This is a genomic window from Rhizobium sp. CSW-27 (assembly GCF_018760785.1).
Classification (GTDB): domain Bacteria; phylum Pseudomonadota; class Alphaproteobacteria; order Rhizobiales; family Rhizobiaceae; genus Neorhizobium.
This window is the reverse complement of sequence record NZ_JAHHZO010000004.1, coordinates 449872-471610: the sequence shown is the minus strand read 5'-3', so window position 1 is coordinate 471610 and position 21739 is coordinate 449872. Positions and strand designations below refer to the sequence as shown.

The following is a 21739-nucleotide window of genomic DNA, read 5'->3' as shown; positions in this document are numbered from 1 at the left end:
TGGCGATGTCGTCATCCTTGACAATCTCTCCAGCCATAGGCGACCGGCGGCGCGTGAGATGATCGAAGCGGCCGGTGCGCGCATGCTGTTCCTCCCGCCCTACAGCCCAGACTTCAATCCCATAGAGAAGGCATTCTCAAAACTGAAAGCGCTGCTGCGCAAGGCAGCAGAGCGCACCGTAACTGGCCTTTGGGACAGGATCGGGAAACTGATTGACCTCGTCGAGCCACAAGAGGCTCGCAACTTCTTCACATCATGTGGTTACGATCCAGCATGAAAGGGAAACGCTCTAATCCCTTTGCTTCCGATTCGGAGGTTGTTTTTCACGACGAGGTGGAGGTCAACGACGACGACACCGGCACCTTTACTGAAACCTTCGACCGGACCATCCTGCGTACCGGTGACATCGCCGGTGCCGGGCAGATGTCCTATCTCTTCGATCCCGAGCATCAGACCTTCAAGCTTTTGCAGGGGTGGGTGGACACGCCTGACGGTAAGCGCCTGAACGTGGCGCCAGAGAACGTGATGGTGCGCCCGAGCCGCGCCGCCAATGCCGCGCCGGGCTTTGTCTCGACGATGACGGCGACCATCGTGCTGCCGCAGATCACGGTTGGTGCCAGAGTGCATCTGCGGGTGGAACGAAAGACGGTCCGGGCCTTTGCTGCCACCGGCTTCAACTCCAGCTTCTATCTGTCGCCGGTCCGGACCGGTGACTTCTATGTATCCGTGCACGTATCGAAGGACAAGCCGCTGTCGATCGGCGCGCGCAACGGCTTCGCTGTGGTCCGCGACGAGACCATGGAGGGGCGCCGTTTCATTGAGGCGGAGGCGCATGTGCGAGGTGTCTCGCCCGAAGATGAGGAAGCGCATATGCCGCCTCTTGATGATATTGCGCCCTTGTTCACGCTGTCGACGCTGAAGGACTATGCGGATCTCGGTGCGCGCTATCACAGGCTCGCCGAGGGCAAGGATGCGGTGACGCGCGAGATCCAGGCGCTGGCGGATCAGATCGCGGGCGACAAGACCGGGCTGGAGGCGGCTCGTGCGCTGTATGCCTGGGTCAGCGCACATATCCGGTATGTCGCTATCTATTTGAGCGACGAAGCCGGCTATATCCCGCATGATGCGTCTGCGGTGCTGGCGGCCGGTTATGGCGACTGCAAGGATCAGGTCGTGTTGCTGCAGGCGCTGCTGAAGGCGAGGGGCATTGCTTCCGAGCCAGTGATCGTGAAATGGTCGGATGCTCAGGCAGAGTGGCCGGCGCCGGAAACCGGGGCCTTCAACCACATGATCATCTACCTGCCGGAATTTGACCTCTATGCCAATCCGACCGATAAGTTCACGCCCTTCGGCGTGATGGATTATGGCCTGGTCGGCAAGCCGGCCCTACATGCAACAGCGACACCGGTGATGCGACGGATACCGGCGCTAAAGCCGGAGGACGCGCAGTTATCCACCACTGGCACGGTCGCCATTGCAGAAGACGGGTCGCTGTCCGGCACGGCGCGCGTGTCGATGACGCCCATGCTTGGTGTCTACCTGCGTCGCGAGCTAGCGACGGACAAGCGACAACTCACTGTGATGAGGAACGCGGCGGCGCGTCTTCCCCAGCCGGCGACTGGCAGCCTGCAGGTGACTAAACCGGATGATCTCGAAATTCCCTTGGGCTTTTCCATGAACTGGAGCGCGCCGCAGGCGGTGAAACCGACCGGTTTTGTTCTGCCTGCGATGCCGGATTTCTCGCCTAATCCCTCCCCACAGAGCTATCTCGGTAGCAGCAAACCGCGACGGTTTGGTGCCTTTTTCGGACCGAAGACGCTGAACTGGCACCTGACGCTGACAGCGCCAGCAGGCCAAAGCTTCGTAAGTGTACCGGAGGACGTGCATGTGACGAACGAGGCCGGAGGCTATGATGCGCATTACGAGAGTGCGGGCGGCAGCCTGACCGTCAATCGCACGCTGGTGCTGAAGCAATGGGTTGTTCCGGCCGTAAGCTATAGCCAGGTGGAGGAGCTCTTCCGGGCCCTGGTTGCCGACCAGGGCTCCATTCTCGGCATCGCCTCAACCCACAAGACCTGACGCCTGCGATGTGCCGGTGCAGCGCTGCCTCCCTTTGCGGGGCCAAGCGCACCGTGCCCCGCCGATAAGGTGGTCTCGTCCTGCCAAACCCGTTGCGAAGCCCGGACGCGGCCATTATAGCGGGAGGGAAATCCAGAAGCCGGAGAGAGATCATGTCCGTCGACCTTGCCACCGTGAAGCGCGTTGCGCGCCTGTCCCGTATTGCCGTCACCGATGAGGAGGCAGAACGGATGATGGGTGAGCTGAACGGCATTCTCGGCTTTGTCGAACAACTGTCCGAAGTGGATGTGTCGGGCGTCGAGCCGATGACCTCGGTCACGCCGATCACCATGCGCCAGCGCGAGGATGCGGTGACCGATGGCGACAAGGCGGCCGATGTGGTGGCCAATGCCCCGGCGACCGACCAGAATTTCTTCCTCGTGCCGAAGGTCGTCGAGTAAGCGTTTCACCCTGCGCCTCCGACCTTTATCCGCCGCCTCCGAATTGAGCTGATTGATCATCATGACCGACCTGACAAGCCTCACCATCGCCGCCGCCCGTGACAAGTTGAAGGCCCGCGAGATTTCCGCGGTCGAATTGACCGAAAGCTATCTGAAGGCGATCGACGTCGCCAATGGCGCGCTGAACGCCTATGTGGCCGTGACGCCCGACAAGGCGATCGCCATGGCAAAAGCCTCCGACGCGCGGCTTGCCGAGGGCAAGGGCGGTGCGCTGGAAGGCATTCCGCTCGGCGTCAAGGATCTGTTTGCCACCGAAGGCGTGCACACGCAGGCCTGCAGCCATATCCTCGACGGCTTCAAGCCGAACTATGAGTCGACCGTCACCGGAAAGCTCTGGGGCGAGGGCGCCGTGATGCTCGGCAAACTCAACATGGACGAGTTCGCCATGGGCTCCTCCAACGAGAGCTCCTATTACGGCCCGGTCGTCAACCCGTGGAAGGCTGAAGGCTCCGACGAGAAGCTGGTGCCCGGCGGTTCCTCCGGCGGCTCTGCGGCTGCCGTTGCCGCGCATCTGTGCGCCGGCGCCACCGCCACCGATACCGGCGGCTCGATCCGCCAGCCGGCCGCCTTTACCGGCACCGTCGGCATCAAGCCCACCTATGGCCGCTGCTCGCGCTTCGGCATCGTTGCTTACGCGTCTTCGCTCGATCAGGCCGGCCCGATTGCCCGTGATGTGCGCGACGCAGCGATCCTTTTGAAGGCAATGGCCGGCGTGGACAAGAGAGACACGACCAGCGTCGATCTGCCGGTGCCGGATTACGAGGCAGCACTTGGCCAGTCGCTGAAGGGCATGAAGATTGGCATTCCGAAGGAATACCGTCTCGAGGGTATGCCGGAAGAGATCGAAAAGCTCTGGGCGCAGGGCGTCGAATGGCTGAAGGATGCCGGCGCCGAGGTCGTGGAGATTTCCCTGCCGCACACGAAATATGCCCTGCCGGCCTATTACATCGTGGCGCCCGCCGAAGCTTCTTCCAACCTCGCCCGCTATGACGGCGTGCGCTACGGCCTGCGCGCCGATGGCCGCGATATCGCCGACATGTACGAGAAGACCCGCGCCGCTGGCTTCGGCAAGGAAGTGCAGCGCCGCATCATGATCGGCACCTACGTGCTCTCTGCCGGTTACTACGACGCCTATTACCTGAAGGCGCAGAAGGTGCGCACGCTGATCAAGCGCGATTTCGAGGATGCCTTCCATGCCGGCGTCGATGCGATCCTCGCCCCGATCACGCCGTCTTCGGCCTTCGCGATCGGCGACAAGGAACTCGCTGCCGATCCGGTCAAGATGTACCTGCAGGACGTCTTTACGATCACCGTCAACATGGCGGGCCTGCCGGGTCTCTCCGTTCCCGCCGGTCTCGACCACAAGGGCCTGCCGCTCGGCCTGCAGCTGATCGGCAAACCGTTCGAGGAAGAGACGCTGTTCAAGACGGCGCATGTGATCGAACAGGCCGCCGGCACGTTTTCGCCGGCGAAGTGGTGGTAACGAAGCTCACCATCCGCTTGATGGCGGCCGCCGATCACCGGGCGGTCGCCGCAGTCGGCTTTGCCGCATGGCAATCGAGCGACGCGTTTCGCGAGAGCGGTCTGCCGCTCGACCGGTTGGAACAGGTGAGGCTCGCCTATGAGCGCTTTCCCGCCGAGGCCACAGACAAGATCACGGTCGCGGAATTCGACGGCCGGATTGCCGGCTGGACGGCGCGGGAGACGGAGCCCGACTACATTTCCGATCTGTGGGTCGATCCCACCCGCCAGGGCAAGGGTATCGGCCGAGCACTGGTCGAGCATCTGCTCTCTGTCATGCGCCGCGAGGGCCTTGAGCGGGCGCGCATTCACACCCATGGCAGCAATGCCGGCGCCATCCGGCTCTATGAGCGGTGTGGCTTTTCGATCGTCTGGCGCGGGCTTGAATATTCCACAAGTCTCGGCATGGAACATGAGAAGGTGCATCTGGAGATGCGGCTGAAGCCTGATCCGGATGTCAACGCTTCGACTGTGTGAGCATGTAGGTCTTCAGTACGGCATTCATCCGCGTCTGATATCCCTTTCCCTGGGCGCGAAACCAGTCGAGCACATCGGAATCGATGCGCATCGTGATCTGCGCCTTGCCTGCCGGCTGAACGAGTTCGGCGGCTTCGAAAAAGCGATCATCAAGCGGCGGAATGTCGCTATAGTCGATGGCTTCATCGCTCCGCTCTGCCAGAGCCCGCAGGCGGTTCGGCGAGATGCTCATGGCAGCGTTGCCTTTCTTTCCTGTTGGCGAGACGCGCCGAAATCAGTCGGGTCACGCCTTTGCGGTCCGTGTGTACGACGACGATGGCGACGATATCCGCAATCGCGCCGATGGTGATCCATCGTTCTTCGCCATAGGCAAAGCGGTCGTCCCGGGCGTCAGCACAGGACCGTCGAAGATAAGGCTCGCCTCTTTGAAGGACAGACCGTGCTTCTCCAGATTGGCGCGGTTCTTCGCGTCGTCCCATTCAAACGCCATACCTTAATGTAACGACAAGTCCAGGTACGAGCAAGGCCGGCGCCGGATCTTGCGGCGCCGGCCGAGGCCTTAGCGGTTGTCCTGCTCCGCACGCACCAGAACGAGGCCGCGTTCGGTGATGCGGTAGGGCTTGCCGCCCTTCGAGGCGATGGCACGCTTCTGCTTCAGTTTGCGGAAGGTTGTCAGGTCGAGGCCGGCAAACAGCCAGCCTTCCCGGGTGAAGAGGCTCACCTTGTCGATCTTGCGCTGGTCGTTGCGGGTGAGTTCGATCCTGCCGCCCTGGGCGAGCAGGTGGAGGATGCGCTGTTCGGCGCGGGAAATGTCCATGGTCTTGAGGTCCGAAAGGTCCCGTGGGGACGCACAAAAACGGTTCCGGACGCAAGGATTTGCGCCGGGGTTCGGTTTTGTTCGGGCAACCTGCGAGGCGGCTCGGCAGGTCGCCCCTTATCGGGACTCGGACGATTTCGACATCAAAACTCCATCTCCTGTTGAAAATAGCGAATTAATGGCTTCAGATCAACCTGTTAGCCGAAGGTTGCCCTTGGCAGGCGAAGGCAGCGGTGGTCTACTGATGCCTGACATGCAGGGCCGACCATGCCGACCATCCGCAATGCCCGAGAAGATGAAGCAGAGCTGCTGAGCGAAATCGGCCTGCGCGCCTGGGAGGACGCGATGGGCGCGATCGGTGTCAGCCCCGAACTGCGCGACAACGCCCAGGCGGCTTTTCGCGGCTTCACCCATGCCGCCTGGCTGACGATCACCGTGGTGGAGGAGGCGGGCGTGGTTGCGGGCTGGGCCGCACGCGAGGGGCTGGACGAGCTGATCAGCGACTTCTGGATCGATCCCGCCTTCAAGCGGCGAGGGCTCGGCAGCGCTCTGCTGTCCGAGATGGAGGAGCAGATCGCCACGCACGGCCATCCAGTCGCCCGGCTGGAAACCCATGCGCGCAATGTCGAGGCGGTCCGTTTCTTCGAAAAGAAGGGCTATGCGGTCAACTGGCTCTCCGTCGTCTATTCGCCGAAGCTCGATCAGGATGTGCAGTCGGTCGGCATGTCCAAGCAGCTTGTCGAGGAAGAGGATGCCCCTTACGGCTATGACGTGTGAGAGCGGTCGCAAAGCTTGCGCCACCGCGCCATTTGCTCTACCTGACGAACAACCGAACAGACTGCATGAAGAGCTTTTTCCATGACCATTGTCGACGTCCGTACGCCTGATCCGAAACGCCTCATTCCCGGCGCCACCGGCGACTGGGAGGTGATCATCGGCATGGAAGTGCACGCCCAGGTGCTCTCGAAGTCCAAGCTGTTTTCCGGCGCCTCGACCGAGTTCGGCAAGGCGCCCAATTCCAACGTGTCGCTGGTGGATGCGGCCATGCCCGGCATGCTGCCGGTCATCAATCAGGAATGCGTGAAGCAGGCCGTTCGCACCGGTCTCGGCCTCAAGGCGAAGATCAACAACTGTTCGATCTTCGACCGCAAGAACTATTTCTATCCGGACCTGCCGCAGGGCTATCAGATCTCGCAGTTCAAGGATCCGATCGTCGGCGAAGGCAAGATCGTCATCTCGCTCGGTCCCGACCGCCAGGGTCAGTTCGAGGATATCGAGATCGGCATCGAGCGCCTGCATCTGGAGCAGGATGCCGGAAAGTTGATGCATGACCAGCATCCGACCATGTCCTATGTGGATCTCAACCGTTCCGGCGTGGCGCTGATGGAAATCGTCTCCAAGCCCGACATGCGCTCGTCGGACGAGGCCAAGGCCTATATGACGAAGCTGCGCTCCATCGTGCGCTATCTCGGCACCTGCGACGGCAATATGGACGAAGGTTCGATGCGTGCCGACGTGAACGTCTCCGTGCGCCGTCCGGGCGAAGCCTTCGGCACGCGCTGCGAGATCAAGAATGTCAACTCGATCCGCTTCATCGGCCAGGCGATCGAATATGAGGCCCGCCGCCAGATCGCGATCCTGGAAGAGGGCGGTACCATCGACCAGGAAACCCGCCTGTTCGACCCGAACAAGGGCGAGACGCGCTCGATGCGCTCCAAGGAAGATGCGCATGACTATCGCTACTTCCCCGATCCGGACCTGCTGCCGCTCGAATTCGACGATGCATTCGTGGCGGAGCTGAAGGCGCATCTGCCGGAATTGCCGGACGACAAGAAGGCACGTTTCGTCGCCGAACTCGGCCTGTCGGTCTATGACGCATCCGTGCTCGTCTCCGAAAAGGCGATTGCCGATTATTTCGAGGCGGTTGCCGAAGGACGCGATGGCAAGACGGCGGCGAACTGGGTCATCAACGATCTGCTGGGCGCCTTGAACAAAGCCGGCAAAGGCATTGAAGAGACTCCGGTTTCGCCGGCCCAGCTCGGCGGCATCATCGACCTCATCAAGGCCGAAACCATTTCCGGCAAGATCGCCAAGGACCTCTTCGAGATCGTCTTCAACGAGGGCGGCGACCCGGCGGAAATCGTCGAAAGCCGTGGCATGAAGCAGGTGACCGACACCGGTGCCATCGAGAAGGCCGTCGACGACATCATCGCCGCCAATCCGGACCAGGTGGCCAAGGTGAAGGCCAAGCCGACGCTTGCCGGCTGGTTCGTCGGCCAGGTGATGAAGGCCACCGGCGGCAAGGCCAATCCGCAGGCCGTGCAGGCGCTGGTCAAGGCGAAGCTCGGCATCGAAGACGAATAAGGCGGCCGGCCCGGTCCGTTGCGACCGGGCGCCACCGATGCGCTTTTAAGTCTGAGGCCCGTCGTCCCGGAGGGACCCCATGGTGTTTTTTGTCCGAACCGCCACCGAGCAGGATGTCGATGCCATCCGCGAGGTGCTGGTTGAAACCTGGCACGCCACCTATGACGCCTTCTATGGCGAGGCAAAGGTCAATGAATTGATCGCCGCCTGGCATCGCCCCGCCACCATCCGCGCCAGCATCGGCAAGCGGGATGGCGAATTTCTGGTGGCCGATGACGGCCGCCAGATCGGTGGTGTGGGCTATGCGGTGATGTCCGACACAATGACGAAGACGGCGCTGCTGCGCCAGCTTTACGTGCGTCCGGCCTTTCAGGGCGAGGGGATCGGCCGGGATATCTTCGCCGAACTCGAAACCTGCTTTCCGGACGCCGAGATCATGCGGCTGGAGGTCGAGCCGCGCAATGTGCGGGCCATCGCCTTCTACACGCGCCTGGGTTTTGTGGAGGTGGATCGCACGAAGCATTGCGGTGCCGAAGGCAGCGGCATCGAGGCGATCATCATGGAAAAGCCACTGCTCTGAGCGACCGTCAAGGCGCAGGCAGAGGGCCGCGCCACGGCGGCGCGGCCCTCTGCCGCTCAGTTACTTCTGCGGATAGTCGAAGCTGAAGGTTTCGGTGATGGGCTTGGTCCAGAAGCCCGGCGTTCCGGTTTCCTTGTCGATATGGTGATAGAAGCCGTTGGTTTCCGGCGAGGCGTATGTCAGCACCACCTTGTAGTGGCCGGGGCCGTCCATCCGCACATTCTTGGCGTAGTGGGGACCATCCTTCGCCGTCATCGGCAGCAATGTGCCGGTCGAGCTCCACGGCGTGCCGTCCTTGGTCAGCTTGTAGCTGATCTTGAGGTAGGGGATCCAGGCATCGGTCGGAAAGCCCCAGGGATTGTCCTCCTTCGCGTGGACATCCGTTTCCAGATGCACCACGTCCTTGCCACTCATCACCATGTTCTGCATCATCGGGGCCATCTCGATGCCGACCAGGTAGCTTGAGGCGATTTCCAGATGCTCGGCGGTCACGGGGCCGCCGATGGGGTATTCGCGCGCTTGCGCGGGAAGGCCCGCGAGCGCACCGGCAGCGGCTGTCAGAAGGCCAAGCGTCATCAACTTGCGCATTGCAATCATCCTTTCGGTCTTGGGACGGGGAGGGAGGCGGCCGGGGCCGCGACCTGGGGCTAGGGCTGCGGTCTGGGCTGTGCAGGCGACCGGACATGGCCGTGCGACTGGCGGATCAGGCGCGCGCCGAAGAAGAGAATGACGAGGGTGGCGGCCCAGGCGGCAAGCTGGATGCCGAGCGGGCGGGCGGTATAGCCGAACAGCGCGGTGGCGGCGCGTCCCGCCAGGCTGCCATCGGCCAGCAGCCAGGTCGTGTCCCACAGATCATAGCCCCAGGCGGGCAGCAGGCCGTCCTGGGCCAGCAAGGCTGCCGCCTGTCCGGCCATGCCGGCCGCAAGAAGGGCTACGAGCCCGGAGGTGACGGAGAAGAGCCAGCGCAGCGGAATGGCAACCAGCCCGCGATAGAGAACGAAGGAGAGCGCCGCGCCGCCGAGAATGCCGACAATGCCACCGGCCAGCATCGGCGCAAAGCCGATCTCCGCCGAAATCGCGATGCCATACAGGAAGAGCACGACCTCGCTTCCCTCGCGCAGCACCGCGATGGCAATCACCACGGCCATGGCCAGCATGGAGCGATCGCCGCTGGCCACCTGCTGGCCGAGCGCCTTCATCTCCGCCGCCATCTGCCGGCCATGGCTTGCCATCCAAAGATTGTGCCAGCCAAGCATCACCACGGCGATGCACAGGATCGAGGCGTTGAACACTTCCTGTCCGTTGCCGGCAAACGCTTCCTCCAGCCGGCCGGCAAACAGTGCGACGAGAACCGCACCGGCCACGCCGGCGGCAATGCCGCCCAGCACCCAGAGCGTGCGCCCGGCAATGCCGCGGGTGGCGGCCAGCACGATGCCGACGATCAGGCCGGCTTCCATGACCTCGCGAAAGACGATCAGCAGGCTCGCCAGCATCAGCCCTACTCCTTCGGCGCGATGGCGGTCAGGGTGCCGGTTGCCTCGGGATGATAGTCATCGAAGAACTTGTATGTGCCGGGAGCAAGCGGCCCGGCATGGGCGGTGACATGGCCCTGGCCGACGACGATCTTCTCGAACTTCATGTCGTAGCTCTCGAATTCCGCCGTCGTTCCGTCCTTGTTGGCCACTTCGATCAGGAAGCGGGTATTGGCGGGCACCTCCAGATGCGAGGGCAGGAAGGTGTGGTCCTCCAGCGTCAGATGATAGGTCTGGATGGTGTCGGCTAGGGCGAGGCCGGGCGCCGCTATGGCGGCCCCGCAGAGCAGTGCCGACTGAAGGGTTCGCCTGCCAAGGATGCGGTGACGCATGGTATCTGCCCCGTAATTCGCTGTTGTCGGGTCTGCCGCAAGAGGCCAGTCGGCCCCGGCGCCCCGCTGGAACAGCCTTGATGATGCGCAAATATGACTGCCTGCATCATGTTCAAAATGTGGCGGGAAATCGGACCTTACCAATCTGTAATCTTGGCGGGCAGCCGATGCCGGGTGTGCCGTTGCAGGCGTCGCGCGCCGCTGCCTTGCGTCATCGCGAGCAATAAAGTGTGGAGAACCATGCCATGCCGCGCTAACTTGAGCCTCAGTCGGAAATGGAGGAGGATCATTCCAATGGCTTCGGACACGCTCGTCATCCGCCGTGCACGCGAGGAGGATCTGCCGCAACTGATCGCACTGTTTGCCCAGGATGCCGTCGGCGGCCATGGCGATACCACCGATGCCGAGGCCTATGAGGATTATCTGCGGGCTTTTCATGTCATCGACTCGGCGCCGAACGAACAGCTCTACGTGGCCGAGCTGGAGGGGGAGGTGGTGGCCACCTACCAGCTGACCTTCCTGCGCTCGCTGACCGGGCGTGGTGCGCCGAATGCGATGATCGAGGCGGTCCAGACCCGCGCCGATCTTCGCAGCCAGGGGATCGGCGCAGCCCTGATGCGCCATGCGGAGCAGGAAGCGCGGCGGCGCGACTGCCGGCTGCTGCAGCTGATGTCAAACGTGGCGCGCAGCGATGCCCACCGCTTCTACGAGCGTTTTGGCTTCGTGCGCAGCCATGTGGGTTTCAAGATGAAGCTCAAATAGTGGGGGCCCTGTCGCGAAGCGCTGGACATTGCCGGCTCGAAATTGCATAAGCAGGTCCAAGGACTGCATTCCTTGTCTTCGCGAGGACGTTGGAAAATTATGAAGAATCTCCTCCTGCAAATCTTCACCTGGTGGAACGGCCAGACGGTCGGCACCCGCTTCTTCACCTGGCGCAATGGCAAGCGCGTCGGCGAGGACGAGTTCGGCAATGTCTATTACGAAGGCGGCATGACCTCCTTCGGCCTGCCGCGGCGCTGGGTCATCTACAAAGGCTATACGGAGGCCTCCGCCATTCCGGCCGGCTGGCACGGCTGGATGCATTACCGCACCGATACGCCGCCGTCCCGCGAAAGCTACGTTGCGCGTGAATGGCAGAAGCCGCATCACGCCAACATGACCGGCACTGCGCTTGCCTATCGTCCGAAAGGCTCTCTCGAGGCAACCGGCGAACGCCCGCGCGTTACCGGCGATTACGACGCCTGGACGCCCGGCGCCTGATCGGGCGCCTTTCTTCCGCGTTCGCGCCACATTTCGGGCCTAACGCATACCTGCTCCGGGACCTTCCGGGGCAGGTATTCAATTGTGGTGAGATTGTTGATGCGACACGTCTTTCTTCGCCCGCTGCTTCTCGGCGCCCTGTTCGGTATCGTCACGGCCATCAGCGCCGCACCGGCATCGGCCGCCCGAATCGAGAACCGCGTGGCGGAATTTTCCGGCATCGACAAGATCACCGGCCGCATCACCAAGTTCGACGTCTATGTCAACGAGACGGTGCAATATGGTGCACTGCAGGTGACGCCCAAGGCCTGCTATTCCCGCGACGACAGCGAAGCGCAGAAGGTGGACGGCTTCGTCGAGGTGGACGAGATCACCCTCGACCGCAAGATCCGCCGCATCTTCACCGGCTGGATGTTCGCCGACAGCCCCGGTCTGAATGCCATGGAGCATCCGATTTATGACGTCTGGCTGACCGGATGCAAGCAGACGTCCGACGTGCCGCCACCGGCGGCCGCGAAGAAGTAAGGCGCAGTCGGGCCGGCTGGAAACCGAGATCGGAAGTCATGCGGATCGTCGTGCTGTAACCGGCGGCCACACGCGTTTTTGAACAGCTGCAGTTTTTGTGAAACAAGCTACTCTCACGGGGCGATGCGCTCTCCCGTGGGGACTTGCCAGAGGCTAACCGGTCATAGCTGACATCGGGGTATGGACAATCATGCACATGCGTCCGGCTACCATAAATGATCATGACGAGCTTTGCGCGATCGACCCCGTTGCCGAACTCAGTGCGGTCCGACGCGAGCAGATTCGCCAATGGCTTGCCACAGCGGTCTGTTGCATTGCCGAATCGCGGGGCCGTGTGGCAGCCTATGGAGTGTTGACGCATCATTTTTTTGGTCAGCCCTTCATCGAAATCGTGATGGTTGGCCATGAATTCCGACGTCAGGGGCTGGGGGCGGCGATTGTTCGGCACTTTCAGGCCGCCAGCACCGGCTCGAAGCTTTTCAGTTCGACCAATATGTCGAACAGGCCGATGCAGGCGCTGTTTGCAAAGCTTGGCTTTCGCCCGAGCGGCTATATCGACAATCTTGACGAAGGTGATCCGGAGATCATTTTCTACTGCGCCTGCCCGTAGCGGCGCTCTTTCCGCTTCAGGGAAATGGCAGGTGCGGCGCTTCGGTCGCAGCCTTCAGCATCATCAGGTAATCGAGCTTCGGCACGTCGATCGCACCAAAGGTCTTCAGGTGTTCGGTGGTGAACTGCGTGTCGAGCAGGCGGAAACCGCGGGCGCGCAACCGTTCCACCAGATGCACCAGGCAGATCTTGGAGGCATTGGTGCGCCGGGAGAACATGCTTTCGCCGAAGAAGGCGGCGCCGAGCGAGACGCCGTAGAGCCCGCCCACCAGTTCGTCGTCCTCGAAGGCCTCCACGCTGTGCGCGTGGCCCATGCGGTGCAGTTCTGTATAGAGCTGGCGGATGGTGTCGTTGATCCAGGTGCTCGGCCGATCGGGCGCTTCCTCGGCACAGCCGCTCATCACCGCTTCGAAGCGGGTGTTCACGCGAATGTCGAAGGGCTGCCGCTTCATGGCCTTGGTCAGGCTGCGGGACACGTGGAAGGCATCGAGCGGCAGGATGCCCCGCACTTCGGGCTCGACCCAGAAGATTTCCGGGTCGTCCGCCGATTCGGCCATCGGGAACAGACCGATGGAATAGGCGCGCAGCAGAACATCCGGTGTGATGGCTGGATAATATCTGCCGCGCCGCCCTGCCATGCCTAGCCTTGCGGCTTGTCACCGGCCAGATACTTTTCCAGCCAGTGAATGTCATAGTCGCCGTTGGCGATATCCTGGTTGGCCACCAGATCCTGGAAGAGCGGCAGCGTCGTCTTGATGCCGTCCACGACGAATTCGTCCAGCACGCGGCGCAGGCGCATCATGCATTCGACGCGGGTGCGTCCATGCACGATCAGCTTGCCGATCAGGCTGTCATAGTATGGCGGGATCTTGTAGCCGGCATAGGCGCCCGAATCGACGCGTACGCCGAGGCCACCTGGCGCATGGAAATGCGTGATGGTGCCGGGCGACGGGACGAAGGTGCGGGGATCTTCCGCATTGATGCGGCATTCGATCGCGTGGCCGGAGAAGGTGATGTCCTCCTGCGTGACCGACAGGCCGGCGCCCGAGGCGACGCGGATCTGTTCGTGCACCAGGTCGATGCCGGTGATCGCTTCGGTGATCGGATGCTCCACCTGCAGGCGGGTGTTCATTTCGATGAAATAGAACTCGCCGTTTTCGTAGAGGAATTCGATCGTGCCGGCACCCCGGTACTTCATCTTCTTCATGGCGTCGGCGCAGATCTGGCCGATCTTCATGCGCTGCTCGACATTGAGGGCAGGGGAATTTGCCTCTTCCCAGACCTTCTGGTGGCGGCGCTGCAGCGAGCAGTCGCGTTCGCCGAGATGGATGGCGTTGCCGGCGCCGTCACCGACAACCTGCACCTCGATATGGCGCGGCTTGCCGAGATATTTTTCCATGTAGACGGCATCGTTGCCGAAGGCGGCGAGCGCTTCGGAACGGGCAGTCGAGACGGCCTCTTCGAGTTCCGCTTCGGTCTTTGCCACCTTCATGCCGCGGCCACCACCACCGGCGGTCGCCTTGATCAGCACGGGGAAGCCGATGTTGCGGGCGATTTCCAGCGCGTTTTCCGGCTTCACTTCGCCATCCGAGCCCGGAACGACCGGGATGCCGAGTTCGACGGCCGTCTTCTTGGCGGTAATCTTGTCGCCCATCAGGCGGATATGCTCCGCCGTCGGGCCGATGAAGGTGATGCCATGCGCGTCGAGGATATCGGCGAACTTGGCGTTTTCCGACAGGAAGCCGTAGCCCGGATGCACGGCATCCGCGCCGGTGATCTCGCAGGCGGCAACGATCTGGTGGATGTTCAGATAGCTGTCACGCGAGGGCGGCGGGCCGATGCACACGCTTTCGTCCGCAAGCCGCACATGCATGGCATTGGCATCGGCCGTGGAATGCACGGCGACGGTGGCAATGCCCAGCTCCTTGCAGGCGCGCAGGACGCGAAGGGCGATTTCGCCGCGGTTGGCAATGAGAATCTTGGAGATCATGGATCTGCCTTACTCGATGACAACGAGCGGCTCGCCATACTCGACCGGCTGCGCGTCGTTGACGATGATTTCGGTCACCTTGCCGGAGCGCGGGGCCGGAATCTGGTTCATGGTCTTCATCGCTTCGATGATGAGAAGCGTCTGGCCTTCCTTGACGGTGGCGCCGACTTCGATGAAGGGGCGTGCGCCGGGAGCCGGCGAGAGATAGCAGGTTCCGACCATCGGTGCCGTAACCGCATTGCTGCGATCCTTCGGCGCATCGGCTGCCGGAGCGGCGGCAACCGGTGCGGCCGTGGCCGCGACCGGAGCCGGAGCGGCATATTGCGGAGCGGCCTGGACGAATTGCGGCGCGGCAATGGTGCGGGAGACGCGGATGCGCAGGTCGTCCTGCTCCACTTCGATCTCGGTCAGGTCGGTATCATTGAGGATGTTCGCCAGATCGCGGATCAACCCCTTGTCGATACCGTTCTTCTTCTCAGACATGGTCAACCTATGTGTTCTGTTGTTCTTAGCTGGTTATGTCGCGCAAGGCATGCAGTGCAAGCACATAGCCGCCGGGGCCCAATCCGCAGATCATGCCCTTGGCAGCCGGTGCGATCATCGACTTGTGACGGAATTCTTCCCGTGCATGGATATTGGAGATGTGCACCTCGATGACGGGAACGGAAATCGCCCGGATCGCATCATGCAGGGCAATGGAGGTGTGGCCGTAGGCGCCGGGATTGATGACAACGCCCACGGCGCGATCATTCGCCTCGTGCAGCCGGTCGACCAGCACGCCCTCGTGATTGCTCTGGAAACATTCCACCGTGAAGCCGAGCGCCTCTCCGGCGGCGATGCAATCGCTCTCGATGTCTTTCAGGGTCTTTCCGCCATAGATGCCGGGTTCGCGCTTGCCCAGCATGTTCAGGTTCGGTCCGTTGAGGACAAAGATGGTCTTGCTCATGGAAATCCCGTCAAAAGATCAGGGCAACCTATAGACCGGCGAGGCGGCAAGGGAAAGCCCCTGGCCGCGAAAGCCGTGCATAACCGGCGCTTGCGGCCGGATGTTGACGCTGTCGTTCAGCAGGTCGCCTTTCCGCAGGCGCGGATATTGGCGATCTTCTCCGCCAGTTCCTGGTAGCCGACGGCGCCGAACACTGCTTCATCGCCCACCACGTAGAAGGGGGTGCCGGTAATGCCGAGATTGTTGGCAAGCTGGTAGGTCTGGCGCACCAGCGGGTCGCTCGGGTTGCTCTCCATCGACGCGCGCAGCGCCTGTTCCGGAATGCCGAGCGAGGTGGCCACCTCGATCGCGGTATCTTCGGTCGCCCGCACCTCGCCGCCGAGCAGCTTGCGGTGGAATTGCGGATATTTCTCCGGCGCAACCAGCCGCACGGCATTGGCCACCCGGTGGGCAGCCATGGAATCCGGCCCGAGAATCGGAAACTCCTTGAGGATGAACCGCACCTTGCCGTCGGCCTTCAGCAACTCGTCCATATCGGAAAGCGCGCGCTTGCAGTAGCCGCAATTGTAGTCGAAGAATTCGACGATGGTGACGTCGCCGTTCGGATTGCCCAGCGTGATGTCGCTCGGCGAGGAGAAGAGGGCGTCGCGATTGGCCGAGATGCCATTGGCCGCCTGCGCGATGCGGGCCTCCTGCTGCTTCTTTTCCAGCGCGTCCTGCACCTCCAGCATGATTTCCGGATTGGCGATCAGGTATTCGCGGATGAATGCCCCCATCTCCTTCTTCTGCTGGTCGTCCAGCGCCAGGGCGGCGGAGCCGGCGGAAAGGCTGGCGGTGCCGGCAATCAGCAGGGCGGCCATGGCTTTGGAAAAGGGCTGCATCGTCTTCCTCGTGTCTGCGGTTCTCGGCAAAGGCAGATCGCGCCGCCGAATCGATCCGGGACGCGCCGCCTCATGATGATCCAACCATAACGACAGGCGCCGCCTGGTTCAAACTCACATCTGCGTAGGCAGCAAGCCCGCGCAAGGGGCGTACGAACCCTTCAAAACGCAAACAGCCGCGCAAGGCGCGGCCGTTCGGTTTCATGTCGGTGTCTGCCCGGCTCTCAGAGGAAGCCGCGGCGCTGCCACCAGCCGGCCTTCTTCGGCTTCGGCGGCTCGCCGTCGCCATCGGTTTCGCTCGGCGCCGACGAGCGCACGACCGGTTCCGAGGAGGCGATGTTCGAGGCGCGGTTGGCGCGCGCCGACTTGCTGTCGTCGGACGGGCCTTCGCCGGGAGCATCGGCAACGGTCGATTCCGCTGCTTCGGTTGCCGCTGCTTCCACGGTTTCCGTCGGGAGCGCGACCGGTTCTGCGACGGTTTCCACCGGCATTGCCGCGTCTGCTGCCGTTTCGGCCTGTGCCGGCTCTTCCGTTACCGCCGATTCGACGACCGGAGCGGCTTCGGCGACAGTCTCGCCGGCGCTGCCCTTGGCGCGGCGGGTGCGGCGCGGACGGGCAGGCTTCGCTTCGACCTCGGCAGCAGCCTCCGCGTCGGCATCGACCGGCTCTGCGCTGCCTTCGGCGACCACCGGTTCCTCGGCTGCGGCGGAAGCCTGCGCCGTTACGGCCTGGTCTGCGGCCGCTTCACTGCCCTCATCGCTGTCGTCGGCATCGTCGCCTTCGGCATCATCGCCATTGGCCGACATTTCCTCGCCGTTGCGGTTGCGGCGACCGCCGCGCTTGCCGCGGCGACGGCGCTTGCGGCGCCCGCCTTCGTCGTTGTCGGCCTGTGCGTCGGCCGCGGTGTCCTCGGCCTCGGCTTCATCGCCGTTTTCGTCTGCGGCGCCGTCCTGGTCGTCGGTATCGTCGTCATCGCCGTCGAGCGATTCGCCGGAGGCCTGGCCGTTTTCACTGCCATTGCGATTGCGACCCCGGCGACGGCGGCGGCGCTTGCGGCGGCGGCCGTTCTGATCGTCGTCATTGCCGCGGGCTTCCTGGGTGGCGGCAGCGGGCGCTGCCTCTTCCAGCTCCTCGGCTTCATCCTCCTCGATGATGATGTCGTCATCCTCATCCTCGATCGGAAGCGCGGCGAACTGCATCAGGCTTTCGATCTTGACCGGGTTGGCGACCGGCTCGCCGCGATCGATGGCGAAATGGGTCGCGCCGACACCGCTGTCCGATTCGATGAAGATCGACACGCCGAAGCGCTTCTCGTAATCCACCACGCTGCTACGCTTCTGGTTGAGGATGTAGAGCGCGATATCCGGCGTGGTGCGTACGGTGATGTCGTGCGTGGTGTTCTTCAGCAGATATTCCTCGACGCCGCGCAGCACATGCAGGGCCACGGACGACTGCGACCTGACGTGACCGGTGCCGCCGCAATGCGAGCAGACCTGGGTCGTCGATTCGAGAACGCTGGCACGGATGCGCTGGCGCGACATTTCCAGAAGGCCGAAATGCGAGATGCGGCCCACCTGAATGCGGGCGCGATCGTTCTTCAGGCAGTCCTTCAGCTTCTTCTCGACGGCGCGATTGTTGCGCTTTTCTTCCATGTCGATGAAGTCGATGACGATGAGGCCGGCCAGGTCGCGCAGGCGCAGCTGGCGGGCAACCTCCTCGGCGGCCTCCAGATTGGTCTGCAGCGCGGTTTCCTCGATGGAGTGCTCGCGGGTCGAACGACCGGAATTGACGTCGATCGCCACCAGCGCTTCGGTCTGGTTGATGATCAGATACCCGCCGGACTTCAGCGTGACCTGCGGCTGCAGCATGCGGTCGAGCTGTGCCTCGATGCCGGAGCGCGAGAAGATCGGATGCAGGTCGCGATAGGGCTGAACCACCTTGGCATGGCTTGGCATCAGCATCTTCATGAAGTCTTTGGCTTCACGATAGCCTTCCTCGCCGGCCACGATGATCTCGGAAATGTCCTTGTTGTAGAGATCGCGGATCGAACGCTTGATCAGCGAACCTTCCTCGTAGACGAGGCAGGGCGCGATGGAGTTCAGCGTCAGCGTGCGCACGTTCTCCCACAGGCGCATCAGATATTCGAAGTCGCGCTTGATCTCGACGCGGGTGCGGTTGGCGCCGGCCGTGCGAAGGATCACGCCCATGCCCTGCGGCACTTCCAGCTCGCGGGCGATTTCCTTCAGCCGCTTGCGATCGGTCGGATTGGTGATCTTGCGCGAAATGCCGCCGCCACGGGCGGTGTTCGGCATCAGCACCGAGTAGCGGCCGGCCAGCGACAGATAGGTGGTCAGCGCCGCACCCTTGTTGCCGCGTTCCTCCTTGGCCACCTGCACCAGCAGGATCTGCCGGCGCTTGATGACCTCCTGGATGCGGTACTGCTTGCGCGGCTTGCGGTAGACGCGATCCGGAACCTCTTCCATGGCGTCTTCGGCGCCGACGGATTCGATCTCTTCCTTCTCGTGCTCCTCATCGTCGTCATCGTCATCGTCGCGATTGCGACGGTCGATCACGTCCTCGGAGATGGCGTCGGTCTCGACCATGGCCGCCATGGTGTCCGGCGTGCTGTCATCCTCGGCATCGGTCGTCTCGACGGCGGCGGTCTCTTCCGCGACGGCGGGCGCCTCGACGGGGGAAGCCTCCTCGGCGGTCTCGGCGACCTTCTTGCGCGAACGGCTGCGGCGCGGCTTGGCCTTCGGCTTCTCGGCAGCGTCTTCCGGTGCAGCTTCGGTTGCGGCAACTTCGGCTTCCGCTTCGGCAGCCGGCTCGGCACCAAGGGCGGCCTCGACCTGCGGCACGATGCCGACATCCGGCTGCTCAACCTTGGACAGATCGATTACAGGCTCGGAGGGGCTGTCGACCGGATCGAAATCCGGATGGCGGCGCTGGTCTTCGGCCTCGGCCTGCAGCAGGGCCTGACGATCAGCAAGCGGGATCTGGTAGTAATCGGGATGGATTTCGGCAAAGGCGAGAAAGCCGTGCCGGTTGCCGCCGTAATCGACAAAGGCCGCCTGGAGAGACGGTTCTACGCGGGTGACTTTGGCGAGATAGATGTTGCCGCGTATCTGTTTCTTGTGCTGCGATTCGAAATCGAATTCCTCGATCCGGTTGCCCCGGACGACGACTACGCGTGTCTCCTCTTCGTGAGACGCGTCGATAAGCATTTTGTCTGCCATTGAAGTTCTGCTCCTCGGCGCGGACGCGCAAGCGCAAAACGGCCGGTCAGACTGACGGGCCGTTCATGCATCGCATCCATATCGCCGGATAAGAAAGTTCCCGCTGGCCTGTCCGGAGAGGAGATTGCCCGGACGCTGCCCGGAGCCTGAGGCCCCTTCAGCGTTTCCAGTTTGTGCAATCCGTGCCGTGACATCAAAAACCAGACGAGAAAGACGTTACAATAGGCCCGACCTGGGGCCCGATGAATTTGCTCCTGATGAGCGTGGATGGCGAGCCATCCGGTACTTTTCCCGGCCATCGCCGGATTGGATAGAGTTTCAGGCTGAAGTGTAGAGACGTCGGATGTCTGCCGGTCGCCGGCGCCAGAACTCACTTGCTGGCAGCCTATCAACAGACTATCCCGTCGACACTTAAACCCTCATAAGCCTTGTATGTTTTATCTGTCACAATAGCAAGCGGAAAGCCGGTTCTGCCTTATTATGGATCAATTTCCGCGCCTTAAGGCGGACAGGCAAGGGGTGCCCGTCCCGTCGCGGCGGCAGGCGGCGCGCTGGCGCGGCTACCGGAGGCGGCGTGCGAGGCGAGAATCGGTCCGGGCTGTCGATGCGCGCAGCCTGCGGGAAAGCGAAGCAGGGAAGGGATCCTTGGGCAACATGTGGCAGTTTCAGAGTGCCGGTTTCGCCTCCGTGCTGCGGGGGGTGGCGATCTTTGTGGCCAGCGCCGTCTGGCTGGTTGCGGGCGCGTTGTCGCCGGCTGCCGCCACCGAGGCGGCGGCGAGGAAACCGCTGCTGGCCTTTGCCGCCCGCATTGCCGGCGACGATGCCCGCACCCGCATCGTCCTCGATTTCGATGCCAAGCCCGAATTCTCGGTTCATTATGTCGCGTCGCCGGAGCGCGTGGTGATCGATCTGCCGGCAACGGCCTTCGGCTTTCCCGCCAAGGATCTCGCACCACGCGGCCTGTTCAAGGACATCCGCTACGGCACCATGGCCCAGGGCAGCGCCCGCATCGTGCTGGCAGCGATCCGTCCGGTGAAGCTGGTGCTGGCCGAAGTGCGCCAGAACGAGACTGCGGGGCAGGGCTATCGGCTGGTCCTCGACGCGGAAATGACCACCGCCAAGGATTTCGCCGACATCGTCTCCCGGCAGAAATGGGGCCAGCCGCTTGCCAGCACCGCGAGGCTCGATCTCGGCCATACCGCCGCCGATCCGTCGACGGACGGGGTCTTCACCATTGCGGTGGATGCCGGCCATGGTGGCATCGACACCGGTGCGACCGGCGCTGTGACGAAGACGCCGGAGAAGGAGATCACCCTTGCCTTCGCCAAGGCCCTTGCCGAGCGTCTCAACCGCCAGAGCGGCGTGAAGGCCTTCCTGACCCGCGAGGATGATACCTTCCTGTCGCTGTCGGAACGGGTGACGCTGGCGCGTCAGGGCGCGGCGGACCTGTTCATCTCGCTGCATGCCGATACGCTGGCCCAGAAGAACATCCGCGGCGCAACGGTCTATACACTCTCCGACAAGGCTTCGGACCGCATGGCGGCAGCGTTGGCTGCGCGCGAAAACCTGTCCGATGAACTCGCCGGATTTTCCATCGAAAGCGGCCCGCCGGAAGTGGCCGACATCCTGCTCGATCTGGCGCGGCGTGAAAGCCAGGCCTTTTCGATCTCGCTTGCCGACCGTGTGGTGAAATCCTTCGAGGGCAAGATCGAACTGATCAACAACCCGCATCGACAGGCCGGTTTCCAGGTTCTGAGGGCGCCTGACATTCCCTCCATCCTGGTCGAACTCGGCTTTCTTTCCAATCCGCAGGACGAGAAGCTGCTGCTGGACCCGGCCTGGCGCGACAAGGTGGCGGATGCGCTGGCGGATGCCGTTGCCCATTACCGGAGCGAAACGGTGGCCGGCGGCGGCTGACCAAGCGTGTTCCCGGCGCTACAACGCCGCGCCAAACTGCCGCTTCGGCGCAACCATTGCCCGTCTTGCCTGTGAATGTCGCGGCAGAGCCCTATTTTACTCACATTCGAGCGGTTACTCCAGACGCTTCGAGGCTGGCGACTCGTGCGCTTGTGTTCGTGCGCTTGCGGGCC

Annotated in this window: 25 protein-coding genes; 13 read left to right on the top strand and 12 right to left on the bottom strand. The window is 62.8% G+C overall.

Annotation, left to right across the window (positions count from 1 at the left end):
• The 5 genes from KLP42_RS11390 to KLP42_RS11370 form a co-directional block, all read left to right on the top strand.
• On the top strand, nucleotides 1-277 hold a 277-nt coding region (locus KLP42_RS11390; RefSeq protein WP_215566741.1), incomplete at its 5' end, for a transposase.
• Nucleotides 274-2079: a DUF3857 domain-containing protein gene (locus tag KLP42_RS11385; protein WP_215566739.1), complete on the top strand. Its 1806-nt coding sequence runs from the start codon at nucleotides 274-276 to the stop codon at nucleotides 2077-2079. The genes KLP42_RS11390 and KLP42_RS11385, both read left to right, overlap by 4 nt.
• 152 nt (nucleotides 2080-2231) lie before the next feature.
• Nucleotides 2232-2519, top strand: coding sequence for an Asp-tRNA(Asn)/Glu-tRNA(Gln) amidotransferase subunit GatC (gene gatC, locus KLP42_RS11380; RefSeq protein ID WP_215566737.1), 288 nt, complete (start codon nucleotides 2232-2234; stop codon nucleotides 2517-2519).
• A gap of 61 nt (nucleotides 2520-2580) precedes the next feature.
• Nucleotides 2581-4062: an Asp-tRNA(Asn)/Glu-tRNA(Gln) amidotransferase subunit GatA gene (gene gatA / locus KLP42_RS11375; RefSeq protein ID WP_215566735.1), complete on the top strand. Its 1482-nt coding sequence runs from the start codon at nucleotides 2581-2583 to the stop codon at nucleotides 4060-4062.
• A complete protein-coding gene (locus KLP42_RS11370; RefSeq protein WP_353844864.1) occupies nucleotides 4053-4577 on the top strand; it encodes a GNAT family N-acetyltransferase in 525 nt (174 codons plus the stop codon). The genes gatA and KLP42_RS11370 overlap by 10 nt, the downstream gene beginning before the upstream one ends.
• On the opposite strand, the gene KLP42_RS11365 is transcribed toward KLP42_RS11370, so the two are convergent.
• The 3 genes from KLP42_RS11365 to KLP42_RS11355 form a co-directional block, all read right to left on the bottom strand.
• Entirely contained in the window at nucleotides 4558-4809 is a 252-nt protein-coding gene (locus KLP42_RS11365) for a BrnA antitoxin family protein (protein ID WP_215566733.1), read from the bottom strand. The two genes, KLP42_RS11370 and KLP42_RS11365, sit on opposite strands and share 20 nt — an antisense overlap.
• Nucleotides 4760-5056 carry a BrnT family toxin gene (locus KLP42_RS11360; protein WP_252192909.1) on the bottom strand — a complete coding sequence of 99 codons (297 nt, stop codon included), beginning with the start codon at nucleotides 5054-5056 and terminating at the stop codon, nucleotides 4760-4762. Before KLP42_RS11360 ends, KLP42_RS11365 begins: the two co-directional genes overlap by 50 nt.
• A gap of 80 nt (nucleotides 5057-5136) precedes the next feature.
• Nucleotides 5137-5394, bottom strand: coding sequence for a YjhX family toxin (locus KLP42_RS11355; protein ID WP_215566731.1), 258 nt, complete (start codon nucleotides 5392-5394; stop codon nucleotides 5137-5139).
• Between the two features lie 267 nt (nucleotides 5395-5661).
• Here KLP42_RS11355 and KLP42_RS11350 point away from each other — a divergent pair, with 267 nt between their 5' ends.
• The 3 genes from KLP42_RS11350 to KLP42_RS11340 all read left to right on the top strand — a co-directional run bounded on the left by KLP42_RS11350 (nucleotide 5662) and on the right by KLP42_RS11340 (nucleotide 8338).
• Complete coding sequence (locus tag KLP42_RS11350) at nucleotides 5662-6171, top strand: GNAT family N-acetyltransferase (RefSeq protein ID WP_215566729.1); 510 nt, start codon at nucleotides 5662-5664, stop codon at nucleotides 6169-6171.
• A gap of 81 nt (nucleotides 6172-6252) precedes the next feature.
• The gene (gatB, locus tag KLP42_RS11345; protein WP_215566726.1) at nucleotides 6253-7758 is read left to right on the top strand and encodes an Asp-tRNA(Asn)/Glu-tRNA(Gln) amidotransferase subunit GatB; all 1506 of its coding nucleotides are present in this window, start codon (nucleotides 6253-6255) and stop codon (nucleotides 7756-7758) included.
• Between the two features lie 82 nt (nucleotides 7759-7840).
• On the top strand, nucleotides 7841-8338 hold the full coding sequence (locus tag KLP42_RS11340) for a GNAT family N-acetyltransferase (RefSeq protein ID WP_215566794.1): 498 nt from the start codon (nucleotides 7841-7843) through the stop codon (nucleotides 8336-8338).
• Nucleotides 8339-8398: 60 nt separating this feature from the next.
• On the opposite strand, the gene KLP42_RS11335 is transcribed toward KLP42_RS11340, so the two are convergent.
• From KLP42_RS11335 to KLP42_RS11325, 3 genes are read right to left on the bottom strand one after another with little or no spacing between them, the layout of a single operon-like run.
• Nucleotides 8399-8926, bottom strand: coding sequence for an iron transporter (locus tag KLP42_RS11335; protein WP_252192907.1), 528 nt, complete (start codon nucleotides 8924-8926; stop codon nucleotides 8399-8401).
• A 59-nt stretch (nucleotides 8927-8985) separates the two neighbouring features.
• Nucleotides 8986-9831, bottom strand: coding sequence for an FTR1 family iron permease (locus KLP42_RS11330; protein ID WP_215566725.1), 846 nt, complete (start codon nucleotides 9829-9831; stop codon nucleotides 8986-8988).
• 5 nt (nucleotides 9832-9836) lie between these two features.
• On the bottom strand, nucleotides 9837-10202 hold the full coding sequence (locus KLP42_RS11325) for a cupredoxin domain-containing protein (protein ID WP_215566723.1): 366 nt from the start codon (nucleotides 10200-10202) through the stop codon (nucleotides 9837-9839).
• Nucleotides 10203-10496: 294 nt separating this feature from the next.
• On the opposite strand from KLP42_RS11325, the gene KLP42_RS11320 reads away from it, so the two are divergent.
• The 4 genes from KLP42_RS11320 (at nucleotide 10497) to KLP42_RS11305 (ending at nucleotide 12597) form a co-directional block, all read left to right on the top strand.
• Nucleotides 10497-10964 carry a GNAT family N-acetyltransferase gene (locus KLP42_RS11320; protein ID WP_215566721.1) on the top strand — a complete coding sequence of 156 codons (468 nt, stop codon included), beginning with the start codon at nucleotides 10497-10499 and terminating at the stop codon, nucleotides 10962-10964.
• 99 nt (nucleotides 10965-11063) lie between these two features.
• A complete protein-coding gene (locus KLP42_RS11315; protein WP_215566719.1) occupies nucleotides 11064-11462 on the top strand; it encodes an NADH:ubiquinone oxidoreductase subunit NDUFA12 in 399 nt (132 codons plus the stop codon).
• Between the two features lie 99 nt (nucleotides 11463-11561).
• Complete coding sequence (locus KLP42_RS11310; protein WP_215566717.1) at nucleotides 11562-11987, top strand: DUF2155 domain-containing protein; 426 nt, start codon at nucleotides 11562-11564, stop codon at nucleotides 11985-11987.
• Nucleotides 11988-12177: 190 nt separating this feature from the next.
• On the top strand, nucleotides 12178-12597 hold the full coding sequence (locus tag KLP42_RS11305) for a GNAT family N-acetyltransferase (protein ID WP_215566715.1): 420 nt from the start codon (nucleotides 12178-12180) through the stop codon (nucleotides 12595-12597).
• Between the two features lie 16 nt (nucleotides 12598-12613).
• Here the strand turns inward: KLP42_RS11305 and aat are convergent, their stop codons facing one another.
• The 6 genes from aat to KLP42_RS11275 form a co-directional block, all read right to left on the bottom strand.
• Complete coding sequence (gene aat, locus KLP42_RS11300; RefSeq protein WP_215566713.1) at nucleotides 12614-13234, bottom strand: leucyl/phenylalanyl-tRNA--protein transferase; 621 nt, start codon at nucleotides 13232-13234, stop codon at nucleotides 12614-12616.
• Nucleotides 13235-13236: 2 nt separating this feature from the next.
• Entirely contained in the window at nucleotides 13237-14586 is a 1350-nt protein-coding gene (accC, locus tag KLP42_RS11295; RefSeq protein ID WP_215566711.1) for an acetyl-CoA carboxylase biotin carboxylase subunit, read from the bottom strand.
• 9 nt (nucleotides 14587-14595) lie between these two features.
• Entirely contained in the window at nucleotides 14596-15069 is a 474-nt protein-coding gene (accB, locus tag KLP42_RS11290) for an acetyl-CoA carboxylase biotin carboxyl carrier protein (RefSeq protein WP_215566709.1), read from the bottom strand.
• 25 nt (nucleotides 15070-15094) lie between these two features.
• On the bottom strand, nucleotides 15095-15532 hold the full coding sequence (gene aroQ, locus KLP42_RS11285) for a type II 3-dehydroquinate dehydratase (protein ID WP_215566707.1): 438 nt from the start codon (nucleotides 15530-15532) through the stop codon (nucleotides 15095-15097).
• A 116-nt stretch (nucleotides 15533-15648) separates the two neighbouring features.
• Nucleotides 15649-16413, bottom strand: coding sequence for a DsbA family protein (locus KLP42_RS11280; RefSeq protein ID WP_215566706.1), 765 nt, complete (start codon nucleotides 16411-16413; stop codon nucleotides 15649-15651).
• Nucleotides 16414-16637: 224 nt separating this feature from the next.
• Nucleotides 16638-19649 carry an Rne/Rng family ribonuclease gene (locus KLP42_RS11275; RefSeq protein ID WP_215566704.1) on the bottom strand — a complete coding sequence of 1004 codons (3012 nt, stop codon included), beginning with the start codon at nucleotides 19647-19649 and terminating at the stop codon, nucleotides 16638-16640.
• Nucleotides 19650-20303: 654 nt separating this feature from the next.
• Between KLP42_RS11275 and KLP42_RS11270 the strand changes: the two genes are divergently transcribed.
• Nucleotides 20304-21566 (top strand): N-acetylmuramoyl-L-alanine amidase, encoded by a 1263-nt coding sequence (locus KLP42_RS11270; protein ID WP_215566702.1) that lies wholly within the window; start codon nucleotides 20304-20306, stop codon nucleotides 21564-21566.
• The last annotated feature ends 173 nt before the right edge of the window (nucleotides 21567-21739 follow it).